20 protein-coding genes and 1 pseudogene are annotated in these 22,355 nt (G+C 65.9%); 11 read left to right on the forward strand and 10 right to left on the reverse strand.

Features of this window, described 5'->3' with window-relative positions:
* Positions 1–176: 176 nt before the first annotated feature.
* Positions 177–905: a phosphotransferase gene (locus E1294_RS35415; RefSeq protein ID WP_132515339.1), complete on the reverse strand. Its 729-nt coding sequence runs from the start codon at positions 903–905 to the stop codon at positions 177–179.
* Between the two features lie 411 nt (positions 906–1,316).
* Between E1294_RS35415 and E1294_RS35420 the strand changes: the two are divergent.
* Positions 1,317–1,664: pseudogene (locus tag E1294_RS35420) on the forward strand (DUF4832 domain-containing protein); the annotation flags it as partial.
* Between the two features lie 56 nt (positions 1,665–1,720).
* On the opposite strand, the gene E1294_RS35425 reads toward E1294_RS35420, so the two are convergent.
* Both E1294_RS35425 and E1294_RS56405 read right to left on the reverse strand, forming a co-directional pair.
* Positions 1,721–2,041, reverse strand: a complete 321-nt coding sequence (locus E1294_RS35425; RefSeq protein WP_246083524.1) for a nuclear transport factor 2 family protein — start codon at positions 2,039–2,041, stop codon at positions 1,721–1,723.
* Positions 1,945–2,148, reverse strand: coding sequence for a nuclear transport factor 2-like protein (locus E1294_RS56405; protein WP_246083527.1), 204 nt, complete (start codon positions 2,146–2,148; stop codon positions 1,945–1,947). Before E1294_RS56405 ends, E1294_RS35425 begins: the two co-directional genes overlap by 97 nt.
* Before the next feature lie 400 nt (positions 2,149–2,548).
* Here E1294_RS56405 and E1294_RS35430 point away from each other — a divergent pair, with 400 nt between their 5' ends.
* Positions 2,549–3,337, forward strand: a complete 789-nt coding sequence (locus E1294_RS35430) for a sulfotransferase family protein (RefSeq protein ID WP_220448104.1) — start codon at positions 2,549–2,551, stop codon at positions 3,335–3,337.
* Between the two features lie 52 nt (positions 3,338–3,389).
* Positions 3,390–3,941 carry a GNAT family N-acetyltransferase gene (locus E1294_RS35435; RefSeq protein WP_132515342.1) on the forward strand — a complete coding sequence of 184 codons (552 nt, stop codon included), beginning with the start codon at positions 3,390–3,392 and terminating at the stop codon, positions 3,939–3,941.
* A gap of 115 nt (positions 3,942–4,056) precedes the next feature.
* On the opposite strand, the gene E1294_RS35440 is transcribed toward E1294_RS35435, so the two are convergent.
* From E1294_RS35440 to E1294_RS35455, 4 genes are all read right to left on the reverse strand, one after another.
* Positions 4,057–5,415, reverse strand: a complete 1,359-nt coding sequence (locus E1294_RS35440; RefSeq protein WP_132515343.1) for a condensation domain-containing protein — start codon at positions 5,413–5,415, stop codon at positions 4,057–4,059.
* A gap of 454 nt (positions 5,416–5,869) precedes the next feature.
* Positions 5,870–6,673: an ABC transporter permease gene (locus E1294_RS35445; RefSeq protein ID WP_220448105.1), complete on the reverse strand. Its 804-nt coding sequence runs from the start codon at positions 6,671–6,673 to the stop codon at positions 5,870–5,872.
* 4 nt (positions 6,674–6,677) lie between these two features.
* Positions 6,678–7,439, reverse strand: a complete 762-nt coding sequence (locus E1294_RS35450; RefSeq protein WP_220448106.1) for an ABC transporter permease — start codon at positions 7,437–7,439, stop codon at positions 6,678–6,680.
* 39 nt (positions 7,440–7,478) lie between these two features.
* The gene (locus E1294_RS35455) at positions 7,479–8,459 is read right to left on the reverse strand and encodes an ABC transporter ATP-binding protein (RefSeq protein WP_132515345.1); all 981 of its coding nucleotides are present in this window, start codon (positions 8,457–8,459) and stop codon (positions 7,479–7,481) included.
* 617 nt (positions 8,460–9,076) lie between these two features.
* Here E1294_RS35455 and E1294_RS35460 point away from each other — a divergent pair.
* The 6 genes from E1294_RS35460 (at position 9,077) to E1294_RS35485 (ending at position 16,848) form a co-directional block, all read left to right on the forward strand.
* Positions 9,077–10,024 carry a PHP domain-containing protein gene (locus tag E1294_RS35460; protein WP_220448107.1) on the forward strand — a complete coding sequence of 316 codons (948 nt, stop codon included), beginning with the start codon at positions 9,077–9,079 and terminating at the stop codon, positions 10,022–10,024.
* Positions 10,021–11,676: a carbamoyltransferase N-terminal domain-containing protein gene (locus E1294_RS35465; protein ID WP_132515347.1), complete on the forward strand. Its 1,656-nt coding sequence runs from the start codon at positions 10,021–10,023 to the stop codon at positions 11,674–11,676. Before E1294_RS35460 ends, E1294_RS35465 begins: the two co-directional genes overlap by 4 nt.
* Positions 11,651–12,877, forward strand: a complete 1,227-nt coding sequence (locus E1294_RS35470) for an aminotransferase-like domain-containing protein (protein ID WP_132515348.1) — start codon at positions 11,651–11,653, stop codon at positions 12,875–12,877. Before E1294_RS35465 ends, E1294_RS35470 begins: the two co-directional genes overlap by 26 nt.
* A 305-nt stretch (positions 12,878–13,182) precedes the next feature.
* A complete protein-coding gene (locus E1294_RS35475; protein ID WP_132515349.1) occupies positions 13,183–14,322 on the forward strand; it encodes a radical SAM protein in 1,140 nt (379 codons plus the stop codon).
* Between the two features lie 20 nt (positions 14,323–14,342).
* Complete coding sequence (locus E1294_RS35480) at positions 14,343–15,386, forward strand: Gfo/Idh/MocA family protein (protein ID WP_246083526.1); 1,044 nt, start codon at positions 14,343–14,345, stop codon at positions 15,384–15,386.
* Between the two features lie 115 nt (positions 15,387–15,501).
* Positions 15,502–16,848, forward strand: coding sequence for an HAD family hydrolase (locus E1294_RS35485; protein WP_132515351.1), 1,347 nt, complete (start codon positions 15,502–15,504; stop codon positions 16,846–16,848).
* Between the two features lie 60 nt (positions 16,849–16,908).
* On the opposite strand, the gene E1294_RS35490 is transcribed toward E1294_RS35485, so the two are convergent.
* Positions 16,909–17,751 (reverse strand): LLM class flavin-dependent oxidoreductase, encoded by an 843-nt coding sequence (locus E1294_RS35490; protein WP_132515352.1) that lies wholly within the window; start codon positions 17,749–17,751, stop codon positions 16,909–16,911.
* Positions 17,752–17,858: 107 nt separating this feature from the next.
* Between E1294_RS35490 and E1294_RS35495 the strand changes: the two genes are divergently transcribed.
* Entirely contained in the window at positions 17,859–18,737 is an 879-nt protein-coding gene (locus tag E1294_RS35495) for a sugar phosphate isomerase/epimerase family protein (protein WP_132515353.1), read from the forward strand.
* Positions 18,734–19,972 carry a tyrosine--tRNA ligase gene (gene tyrS / locus E1294_RS35500; protein WP_132515354.1) on the forward strand — a complete coding sequence of 413 codons (1,239 nt, stop codon included), beginning with the start codon at positions 18,734–18,736 and terminating at the stop codon, positions 19,970–19,972. Before E1294_RS35495 ends, tyrS begins: the two co-directional genes overlap by 4 nt.
* Here tyrS and E1294_RS35505 read toward each other — a convergent pair.
* On the reverse strand, positions 19,917–20,975 hold the full coding sequence (locus E1294_RS35505; protein WP_165977639.1) for an aminotransferase class I/II-fold pyridoxal phosphate-dependent enzyme: 1,059 nt from the start codon (positions 20,973–20,975) through the stop codon (positions 19,917–19,919). The genes tyrS and E1294_RS35505 overlap by 56 nt on opposite strands.
* A 5-nt stretch (positions 20,976–20,980) precedes the next feature.
* On the reverse strand, positions 20,981–22,324 hold the full coding sequence (locus E1294_RS35510) for a nucleotidyltransferase family protein (RefSeq protein WP_132515356.1): 1,344 nt from the start codon (positions 22,322–22,324) through the stop codon (positions 20,981–20,983).
* Positions 22,325–22,355: the final 31 nt, after the last annotated feature.

Consider the following 22,355-nt stretch of genomic DNA (forward strand, 5'->3'; position numbering starts at 1 on the left):
GCCCCGCACACCCCGGAACCCGCGGCCTCGCAGACCTGGGGACCCGCCACCTCGAACGCCCCGGAACCCGCCACTCTTCACGACTCCGGTGACTCCTGGCTCTTCTCGGAGGAAGAGCCGGTGCCGCACACGTTGGGTGACCCGAACCCGGACGCCCCCCGTTAGCGGGGCGGTGGTCAGCGCAGCGGGCGTTCCAGCTCGGTCCGGTGCCCGGCGACCCAGTCGTGACAGGCGCGGATCCGGGCCACCACCCCGTCGTCCCGCAGTTTGATCGCGTGCGGCATCCCGGCGGCCGCGTCCGTCTCGATGCCGCGCGCGCAGCGGTCCTGCCACCGCAGGATCGCCTCCACCACGCCGCCCCGCTCACGCAGCCCGTACGCGTCGCAGATCAGCCGGATCCGCCTGCCGGCGTCGACGGCTCCGGGGCCGAGGCCGAGATACTGCCAGCAGACGTGCGCCACGTCGTGAATCCGCCGTCCCGGTGCCGCGATGTCCCAGTCGATGAACGCCACCGGCCGCAGGCCCGCGCCCTCGTCGCAGTAGACGGTGTTCTTCGGGGACAGGTCGTTGTGGCAGACGACCTCCTCCTCGCCGGCCAGGGATGTGCCCGCGGTCAGGTCGTGGAACGCGCGTACGAGCTCCGCCACCCGCGCGAGGCTCTCGTCGGAGGTGACGCCGTCCGGTTGGACGTCCTCCCAGGCCACGTGGCCGTCCACGAAGCTGAGGATCTCGCGGCCGCGCTCGTCCATCCCCAGGAACCTCGGCGCGCCCGGCCATCCGCCACGCTCCAGCAGGAGCAGCAGTTCGTGCACGTACGCGGCCTGTTGCGCGGGCGGGCGGCGGACGGTGTCGCCGACCCGGACGACGGCGTTCACGAAGCCACCAGGTAGGTGTGTTTCGGACATGCGTCCCAGCCTGCCAGATCGGACCGAGGCGAGGGCCGCGTCCCACCGGCCGGGCCACGGCTTCGAGGACCGGTTTCCGTGTCGGGCCGGCGCGGAGGGGGCGCTGCGGGCGGGTCCCGCGCCGGCGTCGCGTGATCGGCGCTGGGTGGCCTTTATTATCAGGGAGTCCCTGATTATCGGGATGGCGGCACGCCAGAAGTGGACTCACAGCGGGTTTTGGTTATCTTCAGGCCGACGTTATTTTCGTTGATTCCATGATTAGTCATGAAGCACGCCCCCAACCCTCCGGTCTAGGAGCCGCACCACCATGGTGAAACGTATCCTCGCCCTGATCGTCCTCCTGTGCGCGCCTAGCCGTCGCACCCGCCCCCGCCTCGGCCGCAACCGGCAACGGGGGCGTCAGGGGCCGCCAGGGGCGGTGCGCTCCCGATCACCTTCACCGTCAGGAACGACGGCTACGCCGCCCCCGTCAATCCGCGCGACGCGGCACTGGTCCTGCGCGACACCGCGACCTCGGCCGTGCACCGCTTCCCGCTCGCCACCGACCCGCGCACGTGGCAGGCGGGCGAGACGACCAGGGTCAGGGCGAAGTTCCGCCTGCCCAGGTCCCTTCCCGCCGGTGAATACGCGCTCCTGCTCGACCTGCCCGACCCGAAGCTTCCCGGCCGCCCGGAATACGCCATCAGGCTCGCCAACGAGGGCACCTGGGAGCCCGGCACCGGCCTGAACGCACTCCTGCACACCGTGACCGTGACCTGATCGCCCCGGCCGCCGCCCCGCGACCGGCCGCGAGCCCGTGAGCGGGCTCGCGGCGGTCAGGCGGCGCTCAGGGCGCGGGCGACCGTGAGGCTGTCCTCGAAGATGTGGTAGCGGGTGATGAGGCCGTCCTCGACGGTGAGGTGCAGCGCGAACGGGGACGTGTACGCGGCCCCGCCTCCCCGCACGGTCTGCACGATCTCCCCGAGCACCACGGCGTCCGCCCCGTCGACCAGGATCCGGGCGACCGACGTGCCGTTCAGCTCGGGCACGTGGTGAGCGTTCAGCATGCGGAAGTGGTCGGCCACCTCGGCCCTGGTCGATCGTGGCCGATCCAGGGCACCTCGGGATGCCCTTCCGCGGGCCAGCTGAGCCGCCAGTCGATCTGCTCGGCGAACATCCCGGCCGCGCCGTCGTGGTCGCCCTCGGCGATGCGCCGCAGCAGTTCCTGCACGATGTCGCGGGTGTCCGCCATCTCGTCTGCCATGCCGCACACCCCGCCCGGGCCGGGTCAGCGTGTCGATTACCCTCCAGGTAAGCGGCAGGCGTGGGTGGTGGGGCGAACCGGCCGGCCGGAGCAGCGCGGTCAGGCGAACGCCTCCTCGATCTCACCAGGGACGGCTGACGCCGTCCGTCCCTGAGAATGCGCTGTGAACCTGCGCCAACTCCTTACTGCCGTTGCTCCATTACGTTACTTTTGTCCGACTATGGCGGCCGTTACCCCTGGTTACGGCTGCCCATTCCTGGGGGAATGAGGTAACGCGCAGGAACGAAAGGAGCTGCAGGCGCGCATGGGCGTTGTGAGAACCGGCATCAAGAGAAGGTTTCGGCTCCTGAACGAGGCTCTGCGCCCTCCACGCCAGCTGACGCCACCGGAGACGAGCCCCATGAAGGCCACCCGCCCGCGTCCTCCGAAGCGCACGCACGTCGTCGACTACTCCATCCCGATCCTGCCGCGCCAGGTGGACTCCCCCGTCTTCGTGATCGCCTCGGTGCGCTCCGGCTCCACGCTGCTGCGCATGCTCCTCAACAGCCACTCCCGTATCCGGGCCCCGCACGAGCTGCACCTGCGGACCATCGGGGTGCAGTTAACGCCCGACTTCTCCGAGCAGTCCATGCAAGAGCTCGGGATGGACAAGGTGGAGCTGGAGCACGTGCTGTGGGACCGCATCCTGCGCCTGGAACTGGAGCGCAGCGGCAAGGAGATCATCGTCGACAAGACACCGGGCAACGTCTTCGTCTGGGAGCGGCTGCACTACGCCTGGCCGAAGGCGAAGTTCCTCTTCCTGCTGCGCCATCCGGAGGGCGTGGTGTCCTCGCTGGAGAACCGCAAGACCAACACCTCCACCCGCGAAGCGCTGGAGGAGAACGCGCTGAAATACTTCAAGCCCCTGGAACAGGCCCGCGGCACGCTCGACGGCCTCACACTGCGGTACGAAGAACTGACCGCCGAGCCGGAACGGGTCACCCGCGAGGTCTGCGCGTACCTGGGCGTGGCGTGGGAGCCGGAGATGCTCGAGTACAGCAAGCACGACCAGGGCCGGTTCGTGCCGAACCTGGGCGACCGCAGCGACACCATCAAGTCCGGACGGATCCAGCCCGCCCGCACCTTCGACGACACAGCCGCGCTCGCACCCGAGCTCGCCAAGTACGCCAAGGCCTGGAACTATCGCTGACCTGGCGGAAAACCGGTGTACCGGGCGGGCGGCCATGTGGAAAGATCCGACGATGCGCATCGAGTTCTCCCCGTTCTCGGCCGACGACATCGACGCGTTGGCGGACTTCCTGACGGGAAACGACTGGCCCTTCCACGCGGGCACCCAGGACGCGGAGACGGTCAGGCGGCGGGCCGCGGACGGGCTCTACTGGAACGACGAGAGCAGGACGTTCTGGATGCTGGCCGACGGGGAGCGCGCGGGCCTGGTGCGGCTGCAGGATCTCGCGGACGACACCCCCATGTTCGACCTGCGGATCCGTGAGTCCCGGCGCGGTCAGGGCCTCGGCACGGCCGCGGTCGCCTGGCTGACGCCGTACCTCTTCACCGAGTTCCCCCACGTCCTGCGGATCGAGGCCACGACCCGCCAGGACAACCACGCCATGCGCACGATCCTGCGCAGGAGCGGGTACGCCAAGGAGGCGCACTACCGCGAGGCCTGGCCGAGCCGGGACGGCGGCACCCCCCACGACTCGGTCGGCTACGCCGTCCTCCGGCGCGACTGGCTCTCCGGCACGGTGACGCACCCCGACTGGCACGACGAGCCCGCGACCCGGTCGAGGTGAACGCGACCCACCCGTGCGGTTCGGGATCGGCTGCCGTCATGACTCCCCTGCGTCGCGGCGCGCGCCGGGGTGACGGCTGCGTGCTCCATCGGCAGACGCGGCCGCGAACGGTTCGTCATGCGCCGCCCTCCCTTTCGGCCTCCTCCACCAGAGTGGCCTCGATGAGCCGGGCCGTGGCCTCGATCTGTTCGGGCGGAAAACAGGCGGTGTCCGCGATCACTTGGTAGGAGAACCCGCCGAACACGCTCAGGAACAACCGAATCCTCTCGTTCTCGAATGTGCGCCGCCACGTGAACGAGCTGTCCTGGAGGAGATCTCGCGGCCTTGCTCCATCGGGCCATTCTGCCCGGCTCTGGTCGCCGGCAATGGCCGCGCCATGGGTGACCACGTTCAAGGTGACCAGATCTGGGATGACGGTCGGCTGGTGCATGTCGTCCAGCACGCCTTTGATGTCGTCCGGGTCGTACTGGCTGCATTGATAGGCCCTCATCGCCGCCAGGTGCGTCGAGCGGACGAGCTTCGGAAACGAAGCCCGTCCGTTCACCAGGAGCACCGGGATGTTCTGGCACAGGTACAGGACCGACCGTTTGACCTCGGGAGCGAACCGGTTGCTCACCCGGAGCAGGGCCGGAAGCTCATCACGACCCGCGTACACGGCCAGGACACGCGCTGCCGCCGCCAGGAACACCGACGTCTGGCTCACCCCATGCCGGGCCGCCAGCATCTGCGCCGCGCACAGGGATGCCTTGGACACGTAGGTGCCGTGCCAGAACCGTGGCGCCGCCGGCTCACCCTGTGGGGCGAAGACGTCAGCCGGCGGCGGACACGCGCCTAACACCTTGCGCCAGTAGGCCGGTACACGATCACCCAGGCGAGGTGCGAGCACGTCCCGCTCGTAGCGGGCCTGGTCGATGGGTTGCCTTGTCACCGGCGGCAGCTCATGCGCGCCGGCCAGCAGCACCGCGAGCTCCTCCTGCAGCAGCTGAGTGGCCCAGCCGTCAACGACCAGATGCGAGAGGCACAGGACCACGGTCTGCACCCTGTCGCCCGCCATCGCCAAGCCCACGCGTAGCGGCAGCTCCACTGCCAAGTCGAAGCGCCTGGCGCCGAGACCGGACTGCGCGTCGGACAACCGGCGCACCGCCTCGGGGCCCTCGGCCAGGGCGACCGGTATGGTGCCCTGCCCTGCGACCGTCTGGAACGGCTGGTCATCGTTGCCGGTGCGGAAAGTGGTGCGCAGCGCGTCGTGCCTGGCGACCAGGGTGCGGAGCGCCGTCAGCACCCGGTCGACGGAAGACCCGCCATCAGGCACGGTCACGGTCAGCGTCACGTTGAGATGCCGGTCACCAGGGGCGAGGGCGCGAATGTTGTTCCACATGCCCTTCTGAGCCCAGGCGAGCGGGCCGCTCCCCACCCGGCACGCCGAGAACTCCAACGGCGGTGAGTACGTCTGCTCCGGAAGGTCCACCGACATCAGCCATGTCTCCGTTCTGTAGTGCGTCGCAGGCTGGGTGAGGTCGCCATGATCACGAGGGTCTGGGGTGCCGCGAAACCGGGTGCCGGTCCTGACTGACCCGGACGTCGCAAGAGGCGCGGTTCGGCAAGGCGAATGCACCGTTCACACGGGCGACCGGTCATCGCCATCGTCTCGGTTGGGTATGCGCAGGAGGGATGTCGCGTGGAGCCGTGCCGGCGCGCCCGCCGTGCCAGGGCTGCCAGCCCTTCACGGCGCCATCAAGACGTGTCGCCGATCCTCGTCAGGCCAGTCTAGAGGTGCCGTCGATCATGCGGAAGGCACAGGTTCGCCCGAGCAGCCCGCGCGATGTCGACGATGTTCCGCCCGCCCCGGCTGAGGTGGCCTCCTTCTGGTGAACCCAGGTGGTTCCGAGCCATCCCCGGCAATCCTCTGAAGGAGGAGCGGCGGAATATCAGTTTCCGCTGGACGAGTAGTAGCGAATTTGCGCTCTCCAGAAAAGGTACGCCAGCGCCGCTAAGATCACTCCCACGGCCGGCGCGGCCGCCGCGATCCACGGGAGGACCCACAGTTCATCGGTTCGGTCGAGGAGGACGGTCGCCGGGAAATAGGCGGCAAAAGCCAGGGGAAAGACAGTGGTCAGGCCCCATCGCGCCACCGGGCCGAAGATTTTGATCGGATAGTTGCCGAAACTGTTGAAAACGCTGTCGAGGGTGAGCATCAGTTCGGTGGCGCTGTGCAGCCGAAACGCCAGGCTTGCCAGCGCCAACTGGAGCGACATCTCGGTGAGTGCTCCGCCGGCCAGCGCGGCGATCAGCAGGAGAACATTCACCGGAGTCCAGACGACCCCCGATCTCACCATACCGGCCGCCAGGATCGCGACGCCGCCGATGAGATGGCCGATCGTCACGATGGCCATCCGGCGGGTCATGAGCTGTATCAGCGGATTGAGCGGCCGGACGAGATAACGATCGAACTCCGCCGAGCGCACCACGTGGGTGATCTGGAACAGCGAGGCAAACGGGATCACCCACAGAGCATGGGCCGTCAAACGCATGCCGTAGAGCAACAAGATTTCCTGAAAGGTCCAGCCGCCGAGGTCCCCGAATCGGGTGAGGATCGTTGCGATGAACACAAGCCCCATACCCTGAACCGCGAGCCCACCGAGCAGCCCGAAAAAGAAGTGGACACGATGCTGCATCTCCGCCCGTAACGCGGCGCGGGCCAGTATCGCCCACATGCGCAGTGCCCGTATCACGTGGTCAACCTCCCTGGACAATCATCCGGCGGATCGCCCGAGACCACACCAGACGAGCGGCAAACCACAGGACCACGACCCACAACGCCTGCACGGCCATGGCGATCGCCACGTCGCCGCTGTGAATCCTGCCGAGGTATATCGCGGTCGGCGTGTGCATGACCGCTTGGAGCGGCAGGACTTCAACCACGATGCGCAAGGCGTCGGGCATGAACCACAACGGCACCAACGCGCCGGACAAGAATTGCACCGCCATACGGTAGATCAGGAAGAGACCTTCAAGTTCCAGCGTCCAGAAGGTGATCAGTCCCACCAGGACGGACAGAATGGTGATGACGCAGTAGCCGAGGGCCAAGCTGACGACGTAGGCGATGATCGCCGCCGGCGACGTAGACGGCTGTGCTCCACCGACGAAACTGGCGAAGGGCAGCGCCACCACCGCGAATGGCGCCATCGCCGCGGTCCGGCCGAGCTGGCTCGCGACCACCTGGCCGAGAAAGCCCACGGGACGCGTCAAGTCGATTCCGACGAGCCCGTCCCTGACCCGTTCCGGGATCAGCGAGAAAATCCATGGGCTGAACAACCAGTTTTGCAGGTTTCCCAGTGTCAGGTAAGTGATCGTCAACGAGAACGATATTCCGTCGACCATGGTCCGGCCGGCGTATAACCCTTCCCAGACGACCCGTAAGAGCAGAATCTGGAACAGGAGCCGCACGAGTCCGGCCCCATAATCGACGCGATACCGCATGACGGTGCGTGCTTGCATTCTGCCGATGGCGACATAGCCCGGAAGACTCGTCCGCATCTATGGGGACCGTTCGGCGTAGATGTCGGCCACCACGTCTTCGAGCTTGGGTCTGACGATGGACAAGTCCGTTACCCGGTGCACGGCGAGCACGTTGCTGATGAGGTCGGCCGCCGCGATGCGGGCCGGGTCGAACGTCAGGGTGACGAAACCGTCCTCGCGTCGCGTTCGCTGCACGTCGGGGATGTCGGCGGTGAACGCCGGCTCCGCCAGATGCACGATCAACTCGTGGTGGGGCGCATGCTGCCTCTTCAGCTCGGCGACGTCACCGTCATAAAGCACTTTTCCGTGATCGACCAAGATGACGCGCGTGCACAGCTCCTCGACATCGTCGAGGTCATGAGTGGTGAGAATGACCGTCGTCCCGGCATCACGATTGAGCCGGCTCAAGAACTCACGGATGCGCCTCTTGGCGACGATGTCCAGGCCGACGGTCGGCTCATCGAGGTAGAGGATCTGCGGCTCGTGCAGCATCGCGGCGGCAAGATCTCCGCGCATGCGCTGGCCCAGGGAGAGTTGCCGCACCGGCACGTCCATGAACTGATCCAGCCCGAGCATGCCGGCGAATGTCTCCAAGTTCGCCAGGAATCGCTGACGAGGCAGGTCGTAGAGGGGGCGAACGAGTTCCAGCGAGTCGCGCAGCGGGAGGTCCCACCATAGTCCGGTGCGTTGCCCGAACACGACGCCGATCTGACGAGCGTTTCGCTCGCGCTCGCGCCACGGCACCACACCGGCGACCTCGACGGTGCCGGAGGTGGGCACCAGAATACCGGTCAGCATCTTTATCGTCGTCGATTTGCCTGCGCCGTTGGGCCCAATGTAGCCGATGAGTTCACCGGGTTCTATGCTGAAGTCGACACCATCGACCGCCCTGGTCGACGCATACTCGTGGCTGAACAGCGTGCGGAGTGCGGTGAAGCGCCCAGATTTTCGCTTTGGCCGGCGGAACTCCTTCACTAACTCCTGCACTTTGATCGTCATGGCGGACCATCCTACATGTGAGATCGTTGGCAAGGAGTCGGGCCCGAGGTCCATGGGTGTATTCGACCCTGCCTTGGGCGAAGTGCGGCAACCGCATTCGTCACGCTAAGACCCCGGCGTGGTCGGGGTTATGCGGCCTGCATATCCACGGTGAACGGCCCCCGGGCGCCGGCGGTCAGTGTCGTGCCGGCCCTGGCTCCACATGTGCGGAGGCGATATGTCAGGTGCTCTGCGCACGATGCGTGCTGCGTCGAGGATCCTGATCGCGCGAGGCGGATCCCTGGGGCTACCGGCGCAGCGTGCAAGTGAGGACAATCATCAGTTGCACGCCCAGATCCCCTGCAAGGGCGCACTTTCAGGAGGTCGGCATACCGGCGCGGAGGCGAGCGGGCAATCGCTCGGGAAGGTGGATGGCGGCACGACAGAAAATAACGTAATTTCCTTCTGACGACCGGAGCCCATTGATTCGATCCGGAAGTCCGGCCTGCCAGTATATTGCCGCCCGAAGCTTCAGTGCCCTTCGCCCGTAGCATCCCGGGAGGGGAGGGCCTTACTCGAGTGGTCATAGAGCAGACCGACGCGTGCTCGGACAGATCCTGGGTTTTTGAGGTGCTCCAATGACTCGTTCCGCATGCGACGACACCGCGTGCCAGGCAACCTGTGACCTCCACCTTCATTCCACGAACTCCGACGGCCTGATGTCGCCAGAGGAGGTCATCGAACGGGCAGGGCGAGCATCACTGCGGGTGATGAGCATCAGCGACCATTCCCGCACGACCTACGATTCCGAGCTGGAAGCCATGGCGGCGGGGTACGGCGTCATCCTGCTTCCCGGGATCGAGATCAGCACGATGCACCACGACCGTAAGTATCACGTGCTGGGCTACGGTCACGGCATTCTCGACGCGGAGTTACAAGAGTTCGCATTCCGGCCGACCGCGATCAAGAACGAAGCCTACGGCCGGGTGCTTGCCGGCCTGCGCGCCGCGGGCACGCAGCTCCCAGCCACCGAAGACATCCTCGCCGGCGTCCAGGAGGACGGACCGCCGCTGCATCCGCGCAAATGGATGCTCAGCGCGACGCTCATCGGCCGGTATCTGGCACGCCCGCTCGGCGTCGATCCGGTTCAGGCCGCGGCCGTCGTCAAGGACCGATACAACGCCCTGAAGAACTCGGAACGGGATCGGTACGTGCCCACCGGACGCGCTATCGCGATGGTCCGCAACGCCGGCGGAATCCCGGTGATAGCGCACCCCTTCTGGGAGTGCCACTCAGGCAGGAATACGTGGGACGGCGTTGTCGACGACCTTCGCACGTTCTCGGCCGAGGGTCTTGCGGGCGTAGAGGTGAGCTCACGGCACGACTCGCCCGCAGACGAGGACCGCCGAAGGGAGACAGCACATCAGCTGAGGTTGGTTCCTTTCCGCAGCTCGGACTTCCACGGGAACGGCAAGACCGAGGTGGGGCAGTTCCCGATGCCGGTTGAGCACCTGGCCGAGGCGGCGGGCCGCTGTGGTGTGGACATTCCCCTGCATACTTCAGGAAAGGCAGAGGACAGCGCATGAAGTTCTGCGGCATCAAGATCACCCACGACGGCGCCGTGGCGGTCATCGAGGACGGCCGTCTCGTCATGTCCAGCGAAAGCGAAAAGGTCGCCAACCGGCCTCGCTATTCCCGTATCGACGAACTCGGCGACGTGGAGGTCCTGCTCGACGAATTCGGCTACGCGCTGGACGACATGGATGTCGTCGCCTTCGACGGCTGGCATGAACCGTACAAAATCCGGCGGTGGCGGGGGATCGACGTCGAGGTCCGGTTGGGGCCATATGTGGAGGGCATCAGATCGAAGACGCTCATCAACCCGGTCCAGGAAAGGACTCTCGACCTCGAGTATCTGACGTTCCCTCACTATGCGGGCCATGTCGCCGCCGCGTACTGTACGAGCCCTTTTGCGGTGGCGTCCGAGCCTGCGCTCGTCGTGAGCTGGGACGGCTTGATGTATCCGTACCTGTACGACTGCCGAGGCGATCTTACAAAGCTGCGGACGGTCGGCGCCCTGTTTCCACTCGTGGGCAACGCGTATTCGGTGCTCGCCGGGTCGTTTCCGCCGTTCGACCAGCGCACGTCGGGATTCGAGAATCTCGGGTTGGCGGGCAAGATCATGGCGTACGCGGCGCTGGGCACGCCACACCCCACCGCGATGGCCGCGCTCGACTCCGCGCTGAAGGATTGCCATGCCGCGTGCTGCCGCGAATCACCGTTCGGGACGGACGACGCTTTCCGGCTTGAGTCGGGGGTGGCGCAACTGGAGGCACTTGCGCCGACCATACATCTCGATGGTGTCTCCCCGGTCGACATGATCGCCTCCATCAGCCGTTATCTGGGTGACCAGCTGGTGGAGGGCCTCGACCGAGCGCTCCAGACGATCCCCGACGCACCACGCAACCTGTGCCTGACGGGCGGCACCGCCCTGAACATCAATTGGAACAGCCAGATTCGTGAGAGCGGGTTGTTCGAGAACGTCTGGGTCCCGCCCTTTCCCAACGACTCAGGCGTCGCGCTCGGCGTGGCCTGCTGTGCCATGGCCGTCGCGGAGGGCCGTTCCCAGGTGGAATGGGACGTCTACAGCGGGCAGCGACTGGGGACGTCCGCCGTTGATCCGGCGTGGAAACCATCTCCATGCTCCCTGCCAGAGCTCGCTCGGCTCATGGACGAGACCGGCGAACCTGTCGTCTTTCTCACCGGAAGGGCGGAGCTCGGGCCGCGCGCCCTCGGCCACCGGAGCATTCTCGCGCCGGCCACGCACAGATCCATGCACGATCGTCTGAATGAGATGAAGGGTCGCGAGGCCTTCCGTCCCGTGGCACCCGTGTGCCTGGAGAACGCCGCACCGGAGATCTTCGATCCGGGAACCCCTGATCCTTATATGCTCTTCAGACACCATGTCCGCGATTCGTGGCGCGACCGCCTCCCGGCCATATGCCACGTCGATGGAACCGCACGGCTGCAGACCGTCAACGAGGCGCAGTGTCCAGAACTGGTGGAGCTTCTCACGGCATATCGCGAAATCAGCGGTATGCCGGTGCTGTGCAACACCAGCGCGAACTTCAAGAACTGCGGTTTCTTCCCCGACGTTGCCAGCGCGATGACGTGGGGAAAGGCACCTTACATCTGGTCGGACGGGACGATCTATGAGCGCCCAGAAGCATCATCGTGAATCCTTCGCCGCTGCCTCGCGCATCGATGTCGACCCGACGACCGGCCAGGAGCCAGGCATGTCATCACGGCAGGTAAGGTGGCCCTTCGACCTTGGGCTGCCCGACGCGGCGACGTTTCCGCGCTCGGCGTTTCTGGAACTCGCCGAGCGGACGCTGGCGGAGGCCGAGCCCTCCCTGTTCTACGGCGGACCCGGCCGTGCCGGAATCGCACGGGGGCACGCCGGGCTCCGGTCCGCTCTGACGGAACGCATCGGCGCGGCGGCATCGAGTGCCCCCGGGATCGACGGCATCATGCTGACGTCCGGTGCGGCGCACGCCATCGAACTCGTGTGGCGGGCGCTTCTGCGTGATGGTGATGTGTTCGTGGTGGAAGCCCCCACGTGGGGCGCCTCGATCCGGATCGGCCGCGCCCTCGGCGCCGAACCTCTCGCCATCCCGATGGATCGCGACGGAATGCGCATCGACGTCCTCGAACGCAGGCTCGCGGGCCTGAAGGCCGCACATCGCCGCTGCAGGCTGGTTTACACCATCGCGGACTACAACACGCCCACCGGGTGGTCACTTTCGCTTGCCCGCCGTCGGCGGTTGTTGCAACTCGCCGTCGAGTACGACTTCCTCGTCATCGAGGACCGCGTCTATGCCGAATTGCGATACGACGGCCCGGTGTTGCCCTCGATGTCGACGCTCGAGGGCAGCGACCGGCTGATAACCGTCGGCAGCTTCAGCAAGACGCTGGCACCCGGGCTGCGCTGCGGATGGCTCAGCGCGAGACCCGATCTCGTCGATATCGTGGCGGGCCCGCGAGAAGATCTCGGATCGAGCCAGCTTACCGGCCGTATTCTTGAACACTTCGTTCGCAGCGGTCGATATGACCAGCATCTGTCTCAGATTACGCACATCTATCGAAGCAAGCGTGACACCGTCGTCGCGAGCCTGCGCGAGCACTGCGGTGATACGGTTCGTTTCGATGTGCCGCACGGCGGCATGTTCCTGTGGATCGAGCTCGCCGAGCAGGTCAAGGGAGAGCTGGTCATGCACCACACCGCGCGGGAAGGTGTGCTCTGCAAACCGGGTGACTCGTTTTTCGGCGACGGTGGAAATCACCAGCAGTGGTTCCGTATGGCCTTCACGATGGTGTCCGAGCCGGAACTGGTCCACGGAGTCCGCGTGCTCGGCGAAGCCATCCGGCGAAGCATGTAGCCGCCCGCCATCCGGCCCGCTCCCGCGTGTGCGCCCGTCTCGCGAGAGGGCTGGAACGCGCCTTCACGCATCGGGAAACCCGGTGCCGGCGCCCCTGACGGATCTGGCCTGCTCGCGTTGACGACTGCGGGGACGAAATGGCCTCCACAATGCGTCTGCATATCATCGCGCTGACTGCCGGAAATCAAATTCATGCGCGGCCCTCGGCAATAGAGAGTCTGGCCCTGCGGATCGGACGACCGTTGTCACCATAGCGACCCAGAGATAGAGTCGAATTGACTACACATTGAGGAGGCCCGATCGGAATGACCGAAAACCGGATCCGGGCAGACGAAGCCGTTGTCGCCGGCACAGCGAAGGAGGACGACAGCTCTTCACATTACGGCGAGGTGATCCGCACCATCGGCGAGCGGCCCGAGCCGTTCGAGGGTGAGGAATTTTGGAACAGCAATATCATCAGATTCGACGCCGAGACGTATGTGGTCAGTCACCGCGCCATTCTGACGCTGGTGGTCGTGTCCAAATGTAATGCCGCGTGCAGGTTCTGCTCCAACGAGATCACGTTTACCCCCGCCGGGCCGTACCTGAGCTGGGGACCCAAGCTGCAGCGAGTGAAAAGCTTCGCGTTGACCGCGGGCGTGCGAAAGGTCGCGTACACCGGCGGCGAGCCCACGCTCAGCCCTCAGAGGCTCTTTGACCTGGCACAGTCCGTCAATCCAGGCTTCGACAAGTCGCGTCTGCACACCAATGGCATCGGCCTGGGCAAGAGCGTCCAGACACCCACCGGCCGATCCAGCCTTCTCGACGGGCTCATCAGCGTGGGCCTGTCAGGCGTATCGGTCAGCGTGGCACACTTCGATCCGGACCTGAATGCCGCGATCATGAGGTTCGGGCCGTCGTGGAAAGGCATGACGGATGCCGATCACCGCTATGTCACCCAACGCGACTCCGCGCGATTCACCCCACGGCTCAGTTGCGTCATGACACCTGAAGGCGTCTCCACCGTTTCGGATATGTTCGATTACATGAAGTGGGGCCGCGAGCTCGGATACCGCCGATTCATCTTTCGGTCCTGCTCGGAGATTCCGGAGGCGTTCCGCAAGCCCACCGATTACTCGGTCTACAACGCGGAGGGCCACATTCCCATCGATTCGCTCGTGGCCGGGCTCGATCAGGTGCCCGGGCTCGAGAAGACTTTCGTCCAGCGCAAGAGCGACTCGAAGGTCGACTGCTACCGCTGGGGTGATATCGAATTTGACGTGGACGAATCAAGCGAGGAGCCCAATCCAGACCGCAAGATAAGACGCCTCAACGTCATGCCCAACGGCGTCTCCTACGTGTGCTGGATCGACCCCCTGGCGGTCCTGTTCGAAGACGAGAGGCCCGTGGCCGCCGAATCGATGAAGCGCGAGTTCGGCAGCCTCAAGATACTCGGTCAACCGTGAGCCGCCGTGTGCGCGTGGGTGTGATCGGCCTGGGGCGAGTCGCCCAGCTCCACCATCTTCCCAACCTCGCTCAGTCTCGGCGGGTGGAGATCTCCGCCGTGTGCGACCTGTCCCGCGACCTCACCGCCGCCGTCGCGCACACGTACGGTCTGCCCGCCCGCGCCGTCGCGCTGTCCGCCGACGATCTGATGTCCCGTGACCTCGATGCGGTGTTGATTGCCAACCGGCATCACGCGCCCTTGATCCAGCGTGCTCTCGAGGTGGGCTTGCACGTCATGGTCGAGAAGCCGGTGTGCTGGGGGATCGACGAGGCGGTCGCGCTCGAAAAGCTGGAACGATCGTCCCGGTCGTCGGTGGTGGTCGGATACATGAAACGGTACGACCCGTCATTCGCGCGGCTCCTGGGCGGCGAGGCGCCACCCGTACTCGTGCGCCTTCATGTCTTCGCAGGAGCGCGGCACAAACAGGAGAGACTCCATCAGCGCATCAAGGGTCACGACACAACGGACCACGACGCCGAAGCCGAGAGTGCGGCGGTCGACTCTCAGATCGCCATGACGCTCGGGAGCACTGCCGTCGATCGAGTGAAGGACGTGCGAACTCTGACGGAGCTGGCTGTGCACGATCTCAACCTCGGACGCACGCTGGTCGGCCCGATCACGGTACGCGAGGCCTTCCGGTTCGCCACGCCCTTCGGTCCTGGTTTCCTCGCCGTCATGAGCGCGAGCGGCACTCCGGTGCACCTGGAAGTCGTCCCTGACTTCGAGACCGCGAGTGATTGGGACGAGACTCTCACCGCGTTCTATCCCGGAGCGGCAACGGAGCTGCGGTTCGGATCACCGTTCCGCCGCTCCGCGCCCACCGTCACCCACGAGCGGTGCACGGTGGGGACCGATGTGGTGAGGCGTGAGGTGATCGCGTCGTATGACAGTGCTTACCGACTCGAGGTCGAGCATTTCATCGACTGCGCGCTGGATCTTGCGGAGTCACGTACCCCGATCTCCGACGCCGTGGCCGACCTCGCCCTCATCTATGAGATCGCGGCTCTGCTGAAAGATCTCTGAACGATTGACCCGCTCCTTCATGACCATGTAGTGATGTGGCGATGGGCTCAGCGGCAAGGCACCGCGATCTGACACGCGGCGTCGCCCGGCCAGAGTTCGTGAGGATGAGCACCTGATGCTGCCTGCCGCACCGGAGAGCACGGCCTTCTCAGGAGAGACCGGCCCGTGGCTCGTCCTCGATGTCGACGACACCTTGGTCGACACGTACAAGACAGGATGGGCGAAATGCCAGGAGGTCGCGCGGGTTCTCGAGCTGGAGCCGCCCGACGAGCTGGTGTTCGCCGGCCACTACGGACACATGGGTTTCGCGGAGTGCGTGCAACGTCTCCACACGGGAGTGGATCTCGCCCGCTACGTGTCAGCCTACGACGCTCTCGCCGACCAGATCCCGCCCGTGCCCTTGTGCGATGCGCGCCGGCTCGTACAGGCCGCGACATCGGCCGGAATGCGCTGCGGCATCCTCACCAACGGCCCGGCCGTCAAGACATGGCGCAAGCTCAGCGCGTGCGGGCTCGACGTGAGCGCATTCGAGTTCGTGGTGCACGGCGACAATGCGGCCGAGCCGAAGCCCCGCGCAGGCTCCTTCACCGCGCTGAAAGACCGGGGGGTCGACCCGCGAAGGGCGTGGTACGTGGCTGATTCAGCGGCGGAGTGGCGGGCGGCCGAGGCCGCCGGTTTCCGGACCGTGGGCGTGTTCACCGGACGTCCCGTCAGCTGTGGACATCTGCCCACGCTGCTGTTGCCGAGCAGCGCCGCTCTGCCGGACATCGCCCCCCTCCTCGCCGCGGTGACAGGACCTCCCTGTCCCCAACCGCCGGCCGCGATCACGTTCGATGCGGGATTCACGCTGATCGAGCACATCCGCGACCCTGCTCGCGTTGTGCGTGACCACCTCGCGCGGTCAGGCTCCGCCCCGCCGATGTCCGAGGTGCGTGCCGCCATGGCGAGGGCGACCGACGTCCTCACATCGCCGGACTCGTGGTGGGCGGATCCGTTCACTGCCGAATCGACGCTACGGCGCTTCTATGGGGACGTGCTGGCCGGGCTCGGCGACGCCTCGCGGTCCGGAGCGGCGAGCGTGCTCGACGCGTACACCGACCCCGGTAACTGGCGCCCCATGCCGGGTGCGCGAGAGATCCTCGCTACGGCGCGGGGGTCCGGGCAGCGCATCGGGGTTCTGTCCAACTGGCAGCCCTCTCTCGTGAACGTCCTGGCCTCGACCGGGCTCGACCGGTACGTGGACGTCGTCATCGCCTCGACGACCGCCGGCGTCGCCAAACCCTCCCCTGCGGCGTTCCTCATGGCGGCAGAGGCGCTCGGCGTGGGCGCGGAACGCCTGCTTCACGTCGGTGACCGGCTCGTTGACGATGTCCTGGGTGCGCTGCGCGCCGGTTGCCGGGCCGCCCTCGCGGCGGAGCCGCTGCGCGCGCTCTCTGCGGCGTTCCGCCTCCCTGCCGGGTGACCGCCCCGCCGCGGGCTCTCACCGGCCTTTGGAGCGCCTCCGCCGAAGCCGGTTCCCGAGTCAGCGGAGCGGCTCCAGCGCTGTCGCCAGGCGCTCAAGTCTCGCCGCCTCGTGGGGTGGTCGAATCCGGAGAACGACCAGATCAGCACCTGCGTCCGCAAGCTGAGCGACTTCCTCGACCATTCTCTCCGGTGCGGAGTCCTCTCCGGGAATGGTCGCCGAGGTGGTGATCTCAGAGGGATCGCGGCCGAGCTGTGCGCAGCAACGGAGCAGGAGCAGACGCTTGCGGGAGAAGTCCTCGACGCGTCCGCCAGGATGGTTCCAGTGTTGTGCCCACCGAGCAGCGGTTCGGAGGGTCCTCCGCTCACCGCCGCCACCGATACAGATCGGTGGGTGCGGTCGCTGGACGGGAGGAACATCACATCGTGCCGCCGTCAGCGTGAAGAACCGGCCGTGCGTGGAGACTGTGTGGCCGGAGAGAAGGCGAACCAGAATCTCGCATCCTTCGTCAAGCCGGTCCGCGCGGGACGCAGGCGTGCCGAAGGGAATGCCCTGCGGAAGGTGATCCAGCTCGCGCCATCCCGCACCTATCCCGAGTTCGAGCCGGCCTTGCGCAATGGTGTCGAGCGTCAGCGCCATCTGAGCGAGCAGTGCCGGATGCCGGCGCGCCACCGCGAGCACCATCGTGCCCAGGCGGAGCCGGCTCGTCGCGTGGGCCAGGGCCGCCATGACCGTCCACGTTTCGTAGCACGGGCCAGAAGTGTTCACAGCGGCTGATGACGAGTGATCGAACAGCCAGCCGGATTCGAAAAAGCCCATCTCGTCAGCGGCCTGAAACATTGCCAGCAGCTGCGGCCAGGATGACGGTTCGTCAGAAAGAATAGGCATGAATGCGAATCGCATCGGCTCATTGTATCTGGAGCCCGGCTCTCGTAGAGCGCTGCCCGTGTCCCGCCGACCGCCACTTCGTCTGATTTACAGTAAGCGGTCGATATTGCAGAATCACGAGCATGGCCATATCAGGCAGGCCGGCAGCGGCCGGGGACTTGCGAATATCATTCAACCAGCTGACCGCGCGGGATCTCCCCTTGGCGGCCGCCGCGCGCGCCGCGCGCGAATCCGGCTTCGACGGCTTCGGAGTCCTGCCGTCGACGATCGCCGAGCATGGTGTGAACGGGGTTCGGTCCGTGCTGGACGGAGAAGGGCTGCAGCCGACCAGTGTCTGCGCGTTCATCGGCCTCATAGATCCGAGCCCGGTGGCCCGTGCGGAACGCATGGCGAAAGCTGAACGGTTCTTGGCCCATGCCGCCGAGCTCGGCGTGCCGCTCGTCGTGGTGGTCGGCGGTCCGTCCGCGGGTCTTGGGCGAAGGGATGCGTGGAATCAGGCTTTCACCGCAATCGACACCCTTCTGCGACGAGCGGCACGGGAGGGAGCCGACCTTCTCGTCGAGCCGCTGCATCCCGTCTTGATCAGCGACTCGGTCGCGACGTCAGTGGCGGACGCCCTCGCACTGGTCGAGCAGAGACAGGCCGGGGGCATCGTCGTGGACACGTGGCACGTCTGGTGGGATTCGCGGCTACGCGAACGTCTGCTGGACGCAGGCAGCCGAGCGCGGATCGTCCACCTGTCCGATTGGGCGGCTGGACCCGCGGGAAGCCTGGATCGCGCGCTGCCGGGCGAGGGATGCGCCGATGTGCCGGCGATCTGCGCGGATCTGTTAGACGCCGGCTTCGACGGGTGGTGGGAACTCGAAATCCTGTCCGAGACGCTTTGGGCGGGAGATCAGGTCGCTCTGGTTCGCGCATCATACGAATCGGCGCTCAGGACCCTGGAAAAGGCGTTGTCAATGGCCGCGAAATCGAATGAGAACGTGGAGTTCATGCGGTGAATCTGCAACGGGCGACAGACGAAGCGGACAACATTCTGCAAGGTGCGGAGTTCACCGAGAAATCCTTCGCACGGACGATGCGGCGCGAACTCGTCGAACGGTTGGCCGAGTACCACCGCACGAAGGTGCCGCTGCGCGTTTTCGCCGGCTACGATGCGAGTCGGCCGAATCTCCACCTCGGACACACCATCACGATGCGAAAGCTCCGCCTCTTCCAGGAGCTTGGACATGACGTCATATTCCTGGTGGGCACCGTAACCGCCCAGATCGGAGATCCTTCCGACCGGCTGTACGAGCGGCCTCGGATTCCTCTCGACGAGGTCGTGAGCGCCGCCTCGACTTTCGTCAAGCAAATGTCGCTCGTTCTCGACCCGGATCGCACGACGATCATGTACAACGGCGACTGGCTGAGCGACTTGCCGCTCTCCGACATCCTGGCCGTCGCATCGGCGTTCACCGTCCAGCAGGTGACCAGCCCGGCGGCCGTCAAAGACCGGATCAAGTCCAGCAAGCCGGTCGGTCTGCATGAGCTTCTCTACCCGCTCATGCAGGGCTACGACGCACTTCATCTGCGGGCGGACGTCCAGTTGGGCACCGTCGGGCCGATCTTCAACATCCTCGCAGGCCGTCGGCTGCAGCGCATCCACGGGCAACGGCCCTGCATCGGCATCACCTACCCGACCCTCTGGGGGACGAGGGGCCACCGGCGGATGTCGAAGCGCGAAGGCACCCACATCGCCTTGGCCGAAGAGCCGAACGAACAGTTCGCCAAAGTGATGAGCATCGACGACGAGACGATGCGGCAGTGGATCACTCTTGTCTCGTCGTGGTCGCCGGACGAAGCGCGCGAGCGTCTCCAGCGCTGGGGCTCGGGTGAGCTGCATCCCATGGCCCTGAAACAGGACCTCGCCTTCGACATCGTACGCACCTATCACGGGGAGGCGGCAGCGGCCAAGGCCAAGGAGAGTTTCCTGTCCGGGCATCGTGGACGGCGCGATCCTGACCCGTCCGTGGCCGTACCGCTGATCGCGGATTCTGGCGGAATACTGGATGTCCTCCACGCCACAGGCTCGGTGCCCTCCAGGCAGCAGGCGCGTCGGCTGCTCCTCTCCGGAGCTGTCCGGGTCAACGGTGACAAGGTGTTCGAGGAGGGTTACCGCGTCTCCAGCGGAGACTTGATCAGTGTCGGGCCCCGCCGCCTGTACGTCCTTCAGCCCGATGAGACTCCGCCTTGAACGAGGCGTCAGCGAGCAGGCGCGTGCCGATGGTTCGAGCCGCCCGGCGTGCATCGGCGTCGGAAACGCCGACGAAACACACGCGGACACTGGGCGACCGTGCGAGAAAGTCATCGCCCGGGCCCACCCGGTAGCCCTCTGTGGCGAGCCGGCTGACGAACTCGTTCGTGGTCGCATGCGGGACAGGCAGGAGGAGGAACGGGGATCCAGCGACCGCATCGGGACAATATTCCGTGCCGGCAACCCGGACCAGCTCATCAAGAAAGGCGCGGGAAGCCTCAGCTGTGGGAAGGACAGTGTGGTCTATGAGCAATTCCAGCCCGCCATGGGCCAGAAAGTAGGCCCAGCACCTTTGCCAGAACAGGCTGGGCCTGGCGTGCTGCCGCCGTGCCAGGCCGTCCATGCCCGTGCCACGGATCCATCCCAATCCCGCCCCGCTGCCGGCCAGCTTGGACAACGAACCCGTCATCCAGACGTGGGCGGGCCGGCTCGCCGCCTTCCCGAACCAACGGTATACCTCGTTGACCACGACCTGGTGAGTCTGGGCGACCGCTGCGACGCGGCTCCAGTCGTCCAAGGTCAGGGTGGCGCCGTCCGGATTCCGCCATGGATCGGTAAGCCAGATGACGCCGGCGGAGCCCGTCCGGCCGCCATGCCGGCGCAGGTCCAGGAGCTCAGCCCAAGATTGGAGATTCACTTCGCGACGGCAAGAACGGAGCACCGCGACCGTGCCGGTGAATGAGGGCTGCTCGTGCGAGAAACTCCTGGCGGTCCGCGCCATGACCGACGCACCGGCGCGCACGCCGCTTGTTACCAGCACGTCGTCCGGGTTCTCGTCCAAGATGACGCCCAGCACCTCACGAAGGCCGCGATCTCCCTGAAGTGGCGGCGGATGCCACGAGTCGGGGAGACCGAGAACATGGTCGGTGGCCTCCCGCCACAGTCGCAGCCCCGCGGCCGGCCACGTCGCCTGTGGCCCGGTGAGATCGACGGGATGGTCCATCGCGCTCATTTCGTGCCCTCGGACAAGCGCTGCCAGGGATCATCGACGTGGTAGACGGCAGGCACAAAGTCGCCCAAGCAGGTACGTATGATGTCACCGACCGGTGAACGGATCGCCGTGAGCTCCGCTGACAGCGACCGCTGGATCCCGCGCACGGGAAGGAAAGAGGGGCCCGCCACCGCGCCGTCGTCCCCGTTGCGTAGTTGCTTCACCATTGCCGCGGGAATCAGGCGGACACAGGTCCAGTTGACCAGCCTCGGCAGCCGCGGCCCCGGGCGGACCGCCCGTGATCTGACCTTGACCATGCGATGGCCCCAGTAATATCGGGCTGCCGAGAGCGTGGTCACCATGGCACGAGCGTAGGAGTGGCGCGCGCCGAGGGCATAAGCGTGCCTGACCGTCGCCGCCCACCGCCGATGCCGCATCAAGGAAACCCGCGGCGCCGGAGTCTCCGCCCGCACCTTCTTCAGTCGCGGCGGCAGAGCACTGTCTCGGTAGAGCCGCCGTAGCGGGGTCGCGTCCAACTGCTCGGCCATATGCTTGAAGAACTCAAGGAGCTTGATCGCCTCGAGCTGGCGGAGCAGTCGATCCCAGTCCACCGAGGGATTCTGAAGTGCCAGGGCGAGGTCATTGAGATCCTTGGTCGTGATGTCGTGGTCACCGGCCGCGTTCGCAACGATGAGCGGCAGGTTCTGCTGGATGTCGTAGTAGCTGAGCCCGGGTTCCTGTTCTCCGGTGTCCAGCGGATGAAGACCGCAGTGTCTGACCGAATAACCACCGAAATGCAGATCAATGGTGGGACGGTTTTCGAGGGCGCCGTCATTGAGATTGAACTGCCCATAGATCACGCCGGACTCCAAAGATTTCTTCACCCACGGCCACTCCAGGTTGTCGAAGTCGTAGCCGGCGGTCCGCAGGCGTGCGGTGAGCCGGATGGCGTCGTCCACGGTCGCGACCATCAGATCCAGATCTCCGAGATCCCGCACCATGCGCTCGGGGTACGCGCTTTCGGCCGCCAATCCTTTGATCGCCCAGACACTGATCCCCAGTTCTCCGGCTTGCTGGTCGATCATCTGCAGGACCTCGTCCTTATGGCGTTTGACCGCCTCGATCCGCGCGCGGGCCTCGGCGAATCGCGCCTGGCCGTAGAGGCCGCTGACGAGCCCCGCTCGGCCTCCGTTCAGTCGTTCAAGCACCAGAGAGGAGACTTTCTCATCGATGAGCGCGTCGGAAAGGATTGAGATCGGCAATGCGCTGAGGCGGGACAAGGCTCCGTCTGCAATCGAATCACCATAGACACCGGCGCTCCTGACGGCTGCTCTCGCGGCATGCATCGAGTGCTTGCGCATGGTCGTCTCCAATTGTCGCGTGCTAATATGC

This window comes from Nonomuraea diastatica, from assembly GCF_004349015.1.
Taxonomy (GTDB): Bacteria; Actinomycetota; Actinomycetes; order Streptosporangiales; family Streptosporangiaceae; genus Nonomuraea; species Nonomuraea diastatica.